Source organism: Alcanivorax sediminis, from assembly GCF_009601165.1.
Taxonomy (GTDB): domain Bacteria; phylum Pseudomonadota; class Gammaproteobacteria; order Pseudomonadales; family Alcanivoracaceae; genus Alcanivorax; species Alcanivorax sediminis.
Window position 1 is genome coordinate 1,168,209 of sequence record NZ_WIRE01000001.1, and the last position, 12,525, is coordinate 1,180,733.

General features: G+C 58.6%; 11 protein-coding genes. 6 read left to right on the top strand and 5 right to left on the bottom strand.

Annotated elements, in window-relative coordinates; all coding sequences use genetic code 11:
* Positions 1-31: 31 nt before the first annotated feature.
* Together GFN93_RS05250 and GFN93_RS05255 are read right to left on the bottom strand one after the other, a co-directional pair.
* Entirely contained in the window at positions 32-394 is a 363-nt protein-coding gene (locus tag GFN93_RS05250; protein ID WP_153499519.1) for a cupredoxin domain-containing protein, read from the bottom strand.
* A complete protein-coding gene (locus GFN93_RS05255; protein ID WP_194285748.1) occupies positions 391-2,874 on the bottom strand; it encodes a heavy metal translocating P-type ATPase in 2,484 nt (827 codons plus the stop codon). The genes GFN93_RS05250 and GFN93_RS05255 overlap by 4 nt, the downstream gene beginning before the upstream one ends.
* 227 nt (positions 2,875-3,101) lie before the next feature.
* On the opposite strand from GFN93_RS05255, the gene GFN93_RS05260 reads away from it, so the two are divergent.
* Positions 3,102-3,731 (top strand): outer membrane beta-barrel protein, encoded by a 630-nt coding sequence (locus tag GFN93_RS05260; protein WP_153499523.1) that lies wholly within the window; start codon positions 3,102-3,104, stop codon positions 3,729-3,731.
* A gap of 209 nt (positions 3,732-3,940) precedes the next feature.
* Positions 3,941-4,549, top strand: a complete 609-nt coding sequence (locus GFN93_RS05265) for an outer membrane beta-barrel protein (RefSeq protein WP_153499525.1) — start codon at positions 3,941-3,943, stop codon at positions 4,547-4,549.
* A gap of 90 nt (positions 4,550-4,639) precedes the next feature.
* On the opposite strand, the gene GFN93_RS05270 is transcribed toward GFN93_RS05265, so the two are convergent.
* Together GFN93_RS05270 and GFN93_RS05275 are read right to left on the bottom strand one after the other, a co-directional pair.
* On the bottom strand, positions 4,640-5,572 hold the full coding sequence (locus tag GFN93_RS05270; RefSeq protein ID WP_153499526.1) for a hypothetical protein: 933 nt from the start codon (positions 5,570-5,572) through the stop codon (positions 4,640-4,642).
* Positions 5,573-5,594: 22 nt separating this feature from the next.
* On the bottom strand, positions 5,595-6,248 hold the full coding sequence (locus GFN93_RS05275) for a histidinol-phosphatase (protein WP_153499528.1): 654 nt from the start codon (positions 6,246-6,248) through the stop codon (positions 5,595-5,597).
* Between the two features lie 288 nt (positions 6,249-6,536).
* Between GFN93_RS05275 and GFN93_RS05280 the strand changes: the two genes are divergently transcribed.
* From GFN93_RS05280 to GFN93_RS05290, 3 genes are read left to right on the top strand one after another with little or no spacing between them, the layout of a single operon-like run.
* Positions 6,537-7,088, top strand: coding sequence for an RNA pyrophosphohydrolase (locus tag GFN93_RS05280; protein ID WP_153499530.1), 552 nt, complete (start codon positions 6,537-6,539; stop codon positions 7,086-7,088).
* Complete coding sequence (gene ptsP, locus GFN93_RS05285) at positions 7,081-9,357, top strand: phosphoenolpyruvate--protein phosphotransferase (RefSeq protein WP_153499532.1); 2,277 nt, start codon at positions 7,081-7,083, stop codon at positions 9,355-9,357. The genes GFN93_RS05280 and ptsP overlap by 8 nt, the downstream gene beginning before the upstream one ends.
* Positions 9,358-9,359: 2 nt before the next feature.
* A complete protein-coding gene (locus tag GFN93_RS05290) occupies positions 9,360-10,796 on the top strand; it encodes a M20/M25/M40 family metallo-hydrolase (RefSeq protein WP_153499534.1) in 1,437 nt (478 codons plus the stop codon).
* A gap of 10 nt (positions 10,797-10,806) precedes the next feature.
* Here the strand turns inward: GFN93_RS05290 and GFN93_RS05295 are convergent, their stop codons facing one another.
* On the bottom strand, positions 10,807-11,550 hold the full coding sequence (locus GFN93_RS05295) for an NRDE family protein (RefSeq protein ID WP_153499536.1): 744 nt from the start codon (positions 11,548-11,550) through the stop codon (positions 10,807-10,809).
* A 168-nt stretch (positions 11,551-11,718) separates the two neighbouring features.
* Between GFN93_RS05295 and GFN93_RS05300 the strand changes: the two genes are divergently transcribed.
* Entirely contained in the window at positions 11,719-12,522 is an 804-nt protein-coding gene (locus GFN93_RS05300) for a sulfite exporter TauE/SafE family protein (protein ID WP_328594279.1), read from the top strand.
* The last annotated feature ends 3 nt before the right edge of the window (positions 12,523-12,525 follow it).

Sequence of the window (12,525 nt, forward strand, 5' to 3'; positions counted from 1 at the left end):
CTCATTTTTGGTTACGTGTTACATGTTACGTTCAGTCTACAATCAACCTGCCCTGATACATCTGCATCTGGCAGGTGAAACGATATTCACCTTCTGGCGGGTTCTGCAGGGTTATTGTTGTGACCTTGCCATCATCAAGAAATTCACTCGTATCCAGCCCGTGAAAGATCACCTGCTCCGCGCAGGGCGAGGGATCACGACGATCAAAGTGCAGTGTCAGAGGCTGTCCGGCACGGGCATGAATCAGGCCCGGTTCATAGACCCCGCTTTCTACCACAATGGTGACCTCGTCGCTCACCTGCAGTGGCTTTTTTCCGCCCGGACGAGACAGCCAGAACCACCAGATGATGAGTCCGACAAGAACAATGCCGCCGAGGTTAATCAAAAGGCTCATTGGTTTCTCCTTCCCGGTTTGAACAAGCGCAAACGGTTGGCATTGGTGACCACCGTGACCGAACTCAACGACATGGCAGCTCCGGCAATCACGGGGCTGAGCAGGCTGCCAGTGAAGGGATAAAGCACTCCGGCAGCGACCGGTACGCCCAGGCTGTTGTAGATAAAGGCACCAAACAGGTTCTGCTTGATGTTGCTGACTGTCGCGGCGGAGATGGCCATGGCGTCTGCCACCCCGTGTAGAGAGCCGCCCATCAGGGTAATGGAGGCGGACTCGATGGCCACGTCAGTGCCGGTGCCGATGGCAAAGCCCACATCGGCCTGGGCCAGTGCCGGGGCATCATTGATGCCGTCACCGACCATGCCGACGATGCGTCCTTCCTGTTGCAGTGCCTTGACCTTTTTGGCCTTGTCTTCCGGAAGGACCTCCGCCATTACCTCATCGACGCCCGCCTCTTTGGCAATAGCGTTAGCGCTGGCCTGAATGTCGCCGGTAATCATGACCACCTTCATGCCCACATCGCGCAGCCGGGCAATGGCGGCGCGGGAGTCTTCCTTGATGCGATCCGCCACCCCAATGACGCCCAGCAGAGAGGTGTCGGTGGCAAGAAATAACGGAGTGGCGCCCTTGTCGGTAAGCGACTGGGTCTCCAGCGTGACAGTGACGCCCTCGCTTTCCAGCCAGCGGCGATTACCCAGCCGGTAGCGTTGCCCTTCCACGATGGCGGTCACGCCCTTGCCGTTCAGCGCTGAAAACTGACTGGCTTCCATCAGCGACAGTTCGCGACGCTCCGCTTCACGCAGAATGGCCTGGGCCAAGGGATGCTCGGAACCGCTCTCCAGGCTTGCCGCAATATGCAGAATACGGTCATCTTGCTGGCCATCCGCGGTTAGGATGGCAGTGACTTCCGGCTTGCCCTCAGTAATGGTGCCCGTCTTGTCCAGTACGATGGTGTCCAGTTTGCTGCTGGTCTGCAGCGCTTCACCCTGACGGATCAGAATACCGAATTCTGCGGCCTTGCCCACGCCCACCATGACTGACATGGGGGTGGCGAGGCCCAGTGCACAGGGGCAGGCAATGATCAATACGGTGGTGGCACTGATCAGCATGTGAGTGAGGCGAGGGTCGGGCCCGACATTAAACCAGACCAGCGCTGAGACCACCGCGATGATCATAATGACCGGGACGAAAATGGCCGAGACTTGATCCGCCAGACGACCAATCGGTGGTTTGCTGCCCTGGGCTTTCTTGACCAGCGCGACAATGCGGGAAAGCGCCGTGTCGCGGCCTACGGCCGTGGCGGTATAGATCAGGGTTCCGCTCTCATTGAGCGTACCCGCACTGACCTTGTCGCCGATGTTTTTTTCTACCGGCATGGGTTCGCCGGTCAGCATGGACTCATCAATGCGGCTTTCGCCTTCAATGACCTCGCCGTCGACGGCAATTTTTTCGCCAGGGCGCACGCGCAACCGATCACCCAGTTGCACCTGCTCCACAGGGATGTCCTGTTCCCTGCCATCACGAATGACGCGGGCGGTCTTGGCACCCAGATCCAGCAGCCGCTTGATCGCCGCGCTGGTCTTGCCACGAGCCCGCACTTCCAGTGCCTGGCCAAGATTGATCAGGCCGATGATCATGGCGCTGGCTTCAAAATAGACATGCCTTGCCGCTTCCGGGAGCACCCCCGGGGCCAGCACCACGGCCATGGAGTACAACCAGGCAGCCCCGGTGCCCAGTGCTATCAGGGTGTCCATGTTGGCGTTGTGATTACCGAAGGCTTTCCAGGCGCCTACAAAAAAGTGCCGACCGGCGGTGGCCAGCACCGCCAGCGTAGCCAGACCGATGCCCAGCCAGACCCACTGACTGGTTTCCCCGGGGCGAACCATCATATCGCCGCCGAGCAGTCCCCAGGCCATCAGCGGAGCACCAAGGCCAAGCCCGAACCACATATGTCTGAGTAGTAGCCGGTAATGTGCCAGCTCACGCGCCTCCTGTTCGCTACCATCGTCTTCCGGGCTGATTTCGCTGGCGCCGTAACCTGCGGCTTCCACTGCCTGCACCAGGGATTTCACAGAAGCGCTGCCGGACACTTGTGCGGTGCGGTCAGCGAAATTCATTTCAGCCTTCTTCACCCCGGGAGTATTGCGCAGGGCTTCCTCAATGGTGCGCACACAGCCAGCACAGGTCGCGCCGCTGATGCTCAATGTCACATCGCCGTCGGTGGCAGCGGGCTCCCGAGAGGAAGGGCTCTCGTTAACCACCCCTTCACAGTGCGGCTCACTGGGACCATAGCCGGCCTCAGCAATCGCGGTCTGCAGTCGTTCGGTGGGGACATCATCCTTTGCCGTGACCTGAACCTGTTGCTGTTCCAGATCAACCTGGACCTCACTGACCCCCGGCACGACAGTGAGTGCCTGGGTGATTTTTCGGGCGCACCCCTGACAGGTGGCGCCTGAGATCGATAAGCGGTATTCGGCCATTGATGCCTCCATATGCGGGCAGACAGATTCATGCGGTTCATCACAGATTCTGGAACTTGAGGGTAACCCCCAGGTCAAGGCCGTGTTATAAACTGGCCCGCATCGTTGAAAACTTTAATAACTTTCCGGCTTACCGGAAGAGGCTACACAGATTGTTTGCCCGGCCATGCGATAATAGTGGCGCAGTCTGGAAAGCCGTTTAAAACTTGATTGAGGACGACTTTATTATGTTTAAGAAAGCATTGCTTGTGTCTGGGGTTGCTCTGGCTGTTTCTGCGCCTGCCATGGCGGAACAGCGTACTTCTTCTGTTCGCGATAACGGCTTCTCCTACAATTACGCTCAGCTGGCCTACGATCAGTGGGACTGGGATAACGATATTGAGGTCGACGCACTGACTGCGGAAGGTGCTTTTGCGCTGGACGAGCACCTGTTTATTCGTGGCGGCCTGTCTTTCTTTGATGGTGATCTTGGCCGTGGTGATCTGGATGGCAAGCAGATTTATGCCGGTGTGGGTTTCCACACCCCGCTGCAAGCGAAGCTGGACTTCGTGGGTAGCGCGGACATCATCTATGATGATCGTGAATACGATGCCACTTTCTGTAATGCCTTCGTTTGTACCAGTACCAGCGCGGATGACGATGAAATTGGTTTCGATCTGCGTGCTGGCGTGCGTGCAGCTGTGGCAGATCAGGTAGAGCTGGAAGGTGGTCTGTCTTACTACGACGTATATGACGACGACATCACCCTGTATGCGCAAGGTCTGTTCAAGGCGACTGACGCCATTGATATCGGCGCCCGTCTGCTGTTCGGTGGTGACCGCGAGTCCATCGGCATCTTCGGCCGTTACAACTTCTGATCAGCCAGAAGTGAAAAACCCGCCCCGCGCAAGCCTGGCGGGTTTTTTTGTGCCTGCCATTTGAGTTGAAAGCGTGTGTATCCCCGGCAATGAAAATTTTTATAAAACTCTGCAATAAAGCGACGCGATCGAATGACGGGCTTCCATCCACCGGGCTATAGTGGCGCCATCTCTGACGTTGTTGAATTTAAAGGAAGAGGACAATCGATATGTTTAAAAAGACATTGCTTGTGTCTGGCATTGCGCTGGCTATCTCTGCGCCGGCCATGGCGGAGCAGCGCACTTCTGCGGTTCGCGATAACGGCTTTTCCTATGATTATGGTCAGCTGGCCTATGATAACTGGGATTTCGACAACGGCTGGGACGTGGATGCATTAACAGCCGAAGGCGCCTTTGCGCTGGATGAGCATCTTTTCATGCGAGGCGGCCTGTCGTTTTATGATGGCGACTGGGACCGCGGCAACTTCAATGATCCGGACGTTGATGGTCATCGCATCTATGTTGGTTTGGGTTTCCATTCGCCGCTGCAGCAGAACCTGGATTTCGTGGGTAGTGCGGACCTGATCTGGGACGAAGTGGATTACGACTTTGGCGACGATGACGATCTGGGCTTCGAACTGCGTGGTGGTGTGCGGTTTGCACCGGCAGAAAAAGTGGAATTGTCCGGTGGCCTGTCTTACATGGACGTGTATGACGATGATCTGGCCGTTTACGGTGAAGGCCTTTACAAGGTCACCCCCGCGGTGGATCTGGGTGCCCGTGCCAAGCTTGGTGGCGACATCGACACCTTTGGCGTTTTCGGTCGCTATAACTTCTGATCTATTGGCGGTTTGCAAAAAGCCCGCGGGGAAAATCCTGCGGGCTTTTTTGTTTGGCACGATCGCCGCGTTTCGGTCATGACCTGTTTGTCAGGCTTCCGGTGTCGACCTGTCACCCTCTTGCCATGCCTCGATGACCTGCCAGCCGTCCTTTTTGCTGGCGGCCAAGGTGTCGAGAATACCAGGCCTGGCATCATTCCACGCTTGTACGACGGATTCCGGCACGTTCTGAAGGGACACTAGCAAGTTGTTGCCGAGTGTCTGACGAACCGTTGCCGGTATCACCAGTTCGTTGTCATTGTCTGCGCTTTCTTTCAGCTTTTGGTGCTCGCGGAGCATCTTGCTGAGGGCGCAATCCAGATCGCTGTCTGACAGTGGAGCCTCGCTCATCAGCACCCGGTAGTCCCTGATGATCTGTTCGCCAGCCAGTTTCAGGTAGCTCAGGCGACGGGCGGCCTGGTTTTCCTCTCCCTGAAAAAAGCTCAGGGCCTTGGCTGTATCGCCGGTCCCGTTGAGTACGACAAACATGGCCGCGAACCCCAGGCTGGCTTCAGCCTCATCGGTGGCACCATGTTGAAGGCGCAGGGTCTTGCCATCCATTTCCAGGTAAGGGTCGCTGATCAGGCCGGACTCTGGCCATTCCGGCATGGCATCAATGTAACCGGGATAGAGCGGCCAAGTGTCCATGCGGGAAAGGGTGGCGTGCTGATCCAGCTGGCAGGCGCGGGCGTTTAGCAGCAGGGCCTGCATAGTGAATGCCTGATACCAGCCCGCGAGCGACTCTCGGAGGGTTTTCAATTGTGCATCGCCGGGCGACTGCTCAAGACCGGCCAGTGCAGCCTGCCAATCACTGGCGGCCTTATCGAAATCGTCGCGGCCCTGCTGCTGCCATTCGGCTACATCAATACCGGCCTCGGGGGCAGCGGCGGACTCGGTTTCCTGTGCCGGGTCGTCGGAGGAGTCACAGGCAACCAGCATCAGTGCGAGCAGAGCCGGGATGATTATTCTTGTCAGGATGTACATCAGATTCCTCTCGTCCGTGGCTTTAGCGCAGGCTGATCACCGGCCAGCCGCGCTCACGGGCTTCGCGTTCCAGGGTGGCGTCAGGGTCCACTGCCACCGGGTTGTCGACCTTTTCCAGTAGTGGCAGGTCGTTGTGGGAGTCACTGTAGAACCAGCTGCCTTCGAGGGTTTCATTGTGGGCATTCAGCCAGTCATGCAGGCGTGCGACCTTGCCTTCACGGTAACTGGGCACCCCTGCGATATCACCGGTATAACGTTCTTTCTTGCACTCAGCCACGGTGGCGATCAAATGGTCCACCCCAAGACGATCTGCCAGCGGGGCGGTCACAAAATCGTTGGTGGCAGTGATGATCATCAGCGTGTGTCCCTGGTCCCGATGCTGTTGTAGCAGGGTCTCGGCCTTGGGTAGCCACATTTCGTCCAGCTTTTCGGCCAGGAATTGTTCGCGCCAGAAATGCAGCTGGGCCATGTCGTTATCCGCCAGCACTTTCAGGGAAAAACGCAGGTAAGCCATGATATCCAGGCGACCGTTTTGATAGTCCACATAGAACTGGTCGTTGGTTTCCTTGTAATGGTCTGCGTCAACAATACCCTTCTCAACCAGCCAGTCGCCCCACAGGTGGTCGGAGTCGCAGCCGATCAAGGTGTTGTCCAGGTCAAAAATAGCGAGTGTCATGGCCTCTCCTTTACTGAGCGGGTCATTTTAGGGGATGCAGATGACAAGTCACAGGCTCTGTGGGGCGTGGGTGGCAGAAAAGGTGGCAAAAGGGTACGGAAGTTGCACTGGTTTCAGGATTCGGCAATTGATTGCAGGTTGCCTGACAAGGTTTAATGGGGCAACGACGCCCGATCCGCAGAAGACGGCCAGGCAGCCATCTTAACCCTATGATCAATAGGGCATTTCGGGCATTGGGCTGCAGGGTCGCCACCACGCCACGGACGCAGCCCCAACTCCAGAGAGATCATGACAGGCATTATTGACGAAAAGGGATTCCGGCTGAATGTCGGGATCATTATTGCCGGCGAGGATGGCCGGGTGTTCTGGGGCCGCCGGGTGGGTAATCGTGATGCCTGGCAGTTTCCCCAGGGCGGCATGATGCCCGGAGAAACGCCGGAAGAAACCTTGTTCCGCGAGCTGGAAGAAGAGGTAGGCCTGCGAGAAGAGCATGTGGAGATTATCGCTTCCACAGAAGGGTGGCTGACGTATCGTCTGCCGCGCCGTTTCTTGCGTCGTCCGCGCAATCGACCCCACTGTATCGGCCAGCGGCAAAAATGGTTCCTGTTGAGGCTGACAGCAAGCGAAGAGTCCATTGACCTGTTTGCCAGTGACACGCCGGAGTTCAAGGCATGGCGCTGGGTGAATTACTGGTATCCGATTCGAAAGGTGGTGCACTTCAAGCGAGGGGTCTATGCCCGCGCACTGCGGGAGCTGGCTCCGGCTCTGAAAAAAGAAGTCGGCACGCTCTCCGGCAAAGCGGCGGCGACGGCTCGAACGGGAGGCTCCGGCGATGCTTGATACCCTGCGCCGCATTGTTCAGGAAGTGAACAATGCGGCGGATATCCGCACAGCCCTGGACCTGATGGCCAAGCGGGTGCGCGATGCCATGGGTACTGAGGTGTGTTCCATTTATCTGCGCAACGAGGAAGATCAGCGATATGTGCTGATGGCCTCGGAAGGTCTCAAGCAGGAAGCCGTTGGTAACGTCAGCCTGGGTTTGGCGGAGGGTTTGATCGGGCAGGTGGGTCTGCGCGAAGAACCGATCAACCTGGAAGACGCCTTTACGCATCCCAAATTCCATTACCTGGCAGAGACCGGGGAAGATCCGTTTCACGCCTTCCTGGGCGTGCCGGTGATGCATCACGGTAAGGTGCTGGGCGTCATGGTGGTCCAGCAACGTGATGTGCGCCGTTTCGATCAAAGCGAAGAAGCGTTTCTGGTGACCATTTCCGCTCAGTTGTCCGCGGTAATTGCCCATGCCCACGCGTCTGGCGTGCTGTTCTCACAGCTCGAGTCCAGCGATGACTCCCTGCCCAGTTTTTATGACGGTTTGCCCGGTTGCCCTGGAGCGGCCATTGGCCTCGGGGTGCTGTTGTTTCCCGAAGCGGATCTGGCTTCGGTGCCGGATCGCCAGGTCGACGATATCGGTGGTGAGATCTCCCGTCTTGATGATGCGCTGGTAAAAACCCGTCAGGAAGTGCGGGACCTTGCGGAGCGTGCGTCAAAATCCCTCGGAACTGAAGAGCAGGCGCTGTTCGATGTCTATCTGCGCATGCTGGATCGGCATGCACTGCCGGCGGAAGTGATCGCCCTGATTCGTGAGGGGCAATGGGCGCAGGGTGCATTGCGAGACGTGGTAGATAAACACGTGCGCAATTTCGAGATGATGGACGACCCCTATTTGCGTGAACGGGCGGCGGACGTCAAAGATCTCGGCCGCCGGGTGCTGGCCCAGCTGCAGAGCCAGACCCGTCGTCATGTCGTCTTCCCGGACGAATGTATTCTGATGGGTGAAGACATCTCTGCGCCAATGCTCATGGAAGTGCCCCGTGAGCGTATTCGCGGCATCGTCACCACCCGGGGCTCGCGCAACTCGCATATGGCGATTGTGGCTCGCGCCATGGGGATCCCCACCGTGGTGGGCGCCCAGAATCTGCCGCTGAAACAGATGGATGACAAGGAAATCATCGTTGATGGTTTTCGTGGCCGGGTGGTGGCCAACGCCTCTCCGGAGCTAAAAGCGCAGTTCGAAGAGATTATTCGTGAGGAAGCTACGCTGCAGGCGGGGCTCGAGCGCCTGCGTGATCTCCCTGCTGAAACCGAGGATGGTAATCGCATTCAACTGCAGGTGAACACCGGGTTGATGACGGACATCAGCCGTTCGCTGGAGCGCGGTGCCGAGGGCGTGGGGCTGTATCGCACCGAGATTCCTTTCATGGTGCGCGACCGGTTCCCGTCCGAAGAAGAGCAACGGGTGATTTACCGGGAGCAGCTGGCGGCGTTTTCTCCGCATCAGGTCACCATGCGCACCCTGGATGTGGGGGGCGACAAATCGCTCAGCTATTTCCCCATTGAAGAAGAAAACCCGTTCCTCGGTTGGCGCGGCATCCGGGTCACGCTGGATCACCCGGAAATTTTCATGGTGCAGTTGCGCGCCATGCTCAAGGCCAGTGAGGGCCTGAATAATCTGCGCATCATGCTGCCCATGGTCACCAGTGTGACGGAAGCGGAAGATGCCCAGCACTTCATTCATCGGGCCTGGCTGGAAGTAAGGGAAGAGGGGGTCGACGTCCCCATGCCGGAAGTGGGGGTGATGATTGAGGTGCCGGCATCGGTGTACCAGGCCCGTGCGCTGGCACAACGCGTGGATTTTCTGTCCATAGGTACCAACGACCTGACTCAGTACCTGCTCGCGGTGGATCGCAATAACCGGCAGGTGGCATCGCTTTACAACTCGTACCACCCGGCGGTCCTGCATGCGATTTTGCATGTGGTAGAGCAGGCCCGGGAAGAGGGTAAAAAGGTCTCGGTGTGTGGCGAGATGGCGGGTGAACCGGCGGCCGCCCTGATGCTGATGGCCATGGGCGTGGACGCCCTGTCCATGAATGCGTCCAACCTGCTCAAGGTGAAGGCCGCCATTCGGCAGGTGAAGATGTGTTTTATCCGCAAGCTGCTCAGTGAAGTGCTGGCCATGGATAACGCGGAAGTGATTTCCGCCTATGTGGACCTGCAACTGGACAAGGCGGGGCTTGGCGATCTGCTGCGTAACCGCAAGGCGCTGGCTTGAGCATGAAGGCGGTGCTGAGCGGTATCGGCGCTGCCTTGCTATTGTTGGTCGTGGTGCTGGTGGCGCGCACGGCGATGGTTCCGGCCCCTGAATCCTTCCCCTCGTCTCCCTCTCCGGTCGTCTTCAGCAAAGAGCAGGCGGCGGCGATGACCCAGCGCCTGTCTCGGGCGATACAGTTCCCTACCCTTGCGGGTCAGGCTGATGCGTTTGCATCGTTTCACGCCTTTCTTGAACAGGCGTTCCCGCTGGCCCATGCCTCGCTTTCTCGACAAGCCTTCGGCCACAGCCTGCTCTATCACTGGGAAAGCAGTAATGACTGTGCCCCGATCCTGTTACTGGCTCATCAGGATGTGGTGCCGGTGTCTTCTCCCGAAGACTGGCTGCAAGCCCCTTTTGCTGGCGCGATTGAGTCGGGTTACCTGTGGGGCCGCGGCGCCATGGATGACAAGGGCAGCCTGATGGCGATTCTGGAGTCGGTGGAAGCGCTGCTGGCGCAGGGGCAGAGCCCCGCCTGTGATGTGTGGCTGGCGTTTGGCCATGATGAGGAGGTCGGGGGCGTTCAGGGCGCCGGGAAGATGGCGGCCTGGATGCTCTCCGAGGGTCTGCAGTTTGCCATGGTTCTCGATGAAGGCGGAATGGTGCTGCCCGGAGCCACATTGGGTATCGACAAGCCGGTAGCGCTGATCGGCATTGCGGAGAAAGGCTACCTGAGCGTGATTCTGACGGCTCAGGGTGGCGCAGGACATTCTTCCCGGCCTCCCGAGCAGACCGCCATTGGTGAGTTGTCCCGGGCGATCATGATGTTGCAGGCTTCGCCTCGGCCAGCGTTTCTGAATGGCGCGACACGTCAGATGCTGGAGCAGGTGGCACCCTGGCAGCCCTGGGGAAAGCGAGTGGTGTTTGCCAACCTGTGGCTGTTCGAGCCGCTGGTGCTTCAGCAGCTGGCCAGCAAGCCTGACACCAATGCCCTGATCCGTACCACCATGGCACCTACCATGCTGTCGGCCGGGGTGAAGGACAACGTGCTGCCCGCCACCGCTGAGGCGGTGATCAACTTTCGGCTGGCGCCGGGCGAGAATAGAGAGACGTTGATGACCTGGCTGGAAGAGGCCTTGCCTGCCACGGTGAATGCCCGTATCGCGGAGGGGTTCTTTGCGGAGCCGTCGGCCATATCTCCAGTGGATTCGTCAGCGTATCAACAGCTGTCTGTCTTGGCTGAAGGGTTGCCTGCCGCGCCGGTGGCCGTGCCTTTCCTGCTGATTGCTGGCAGCGATGCGCGTCACTATGAGGCGCTGTCTGGAAATGTTTTCCGCTTTCTTCCCGCCTCTTTTGAGCGGGAGGATGTGGCGAGATTTCATGGCGCCAACGAGCGATTGGCGCTTTCACAGTATCCTGCGATGGTAGCGTTCTACGCATCGGTCATGACATCAGCCTTTTAACCGCGCCAGGTTAATCTGAGCAGGTACGTTCAGCGCGGCAGCCATCCGGTTGCCAGCATTGCTCCAGCATTTGTGGTCCGTTATCCCTGTCGAGAATCACCGCGCTGCTGGCACGGGTGCCGTAGGTGGGAGACTGGATAAATACCGGCGCCACCAGCCTCTCCAGATCGAGGCCAACGCCGGTATCGGGGAGTTCATCATCAGCGGGTTGATGGCGATCGGTCACCACGTCCAGCAGCCGCTCCAGTGAACCGCCTTTGCCGATCACTTCCTGGAGATGCCGTTTGGCCCTGTTTACCTTGGGCCAGGGGTCATCCATGAGCCCATTGCTGAGGCCGTGAATACCGGGCGTGACGGGCTGTGGATTAGCGCCACGGTTGCCCAGATACCAGAGGCTGTCCGGAGTGCCCACCAGCAGGTTGAAGGCGCCATAGTGTTGCTGCTCTTGCGCCAGTTCCCGGGCGAACTGTTCCGGGCTGGCAGTGGATGTCAGAAACGCGCTGGGTAGCAGGCCCCGGGAACGCTCGCCAGGTTGACGATCCGTGATCGGCTCGCGGTAGTTGGTCACCACGGCGAAGCGGCCGTTGCGATGAATGCCCAGCCAGGTGCCGCCAGCGGTGAGGTCCAGACCACAGAAGATATCGCCCCGCCAGCGCGCCGGTTCCGCCGGCCGCGCATGAAACTCATCCCGATTCGCCGCCACCCGTAACGGGATGTCCGACCCCGGTTGCCAGTCCAGCAGTACAATACACATGTATTTTCCCTTTCTTTTTCTCGCTCGCTTGCCGCCATCGATGCGGCCGGAATTTCGCGCCAGAGGTCAGGTTTATGACGGTTTTGGCGTCAGGCATCGAGCGTCCGGCGTCCAGCGTTCCACCGTGCTAGCATACCTGCCTTGCGGTGGTCTGTGTTGGGAGAGGCTGTGCTGGAGTTGTTTCTGATCTGTCTGGGCGTGGGTGTGGGAGCCGGTTTGCTGGCGGGTGCGCTGGGTCTTGGCGGCGGCGTGGTCATCGTGCCTGCGCTAATCTTCCTGTTCCATGGTCTTGGCTTTCCGCCGGAGTTGGTGGCAAAAATGGCCGTGGCCACTTCGCTGAGCACGATTATTATTACCTCGATCAGTGCGGTGCGTACTCATCACAAGGCTGGTTTTGTCCGCTGGCCGATCACGTTTCGATTGGGCGTCGGCATTGTGCTGGGTGCTTTTGCCGGCGCCTTCATAGCCGATGCCATGAAAGGGGAACTGCTGACCCGGTTGTTTGGTCTGTTTGCCATCGTGATTGCCGTGCAAATGATGCTGACAGGGCGCAAGGTACAGGATACTTCCCTGCCTGAGCGTGTTCCCGGCGCGCTGGGACTGTGGCTGGCGGGGCTATTGATTGGTACCGGCTCTGCTATCTTCGGTATCGGTGGCGGCTCGCTGACGGTGCCCTTTCTGAGCTGGTGCCGACTGAAAATGCAGCAGGCGGTGGCGATTTCTTCAGCCTGTGGGCTGCCGATTGCTATTGCTGGAACGGTGGGGTTCGCGGTGGCCGGCTGGAATGAGCAGCATCTGCCGGAAGGGGCACTTGGCTATGTGTTTTTACCGGCGACAGCCGGTATAGTGCTCACCAGTTTCCCGTTTGCCCGTCTGGCCGCCAGAGTCAGTCATCGTCTGCCTTCATCTACCCTGAAACGGGTCTTTGCCGCGGTGCTTTTAGTGCTCGGGTTAAAGCTGCTGTTTGGATAAGAG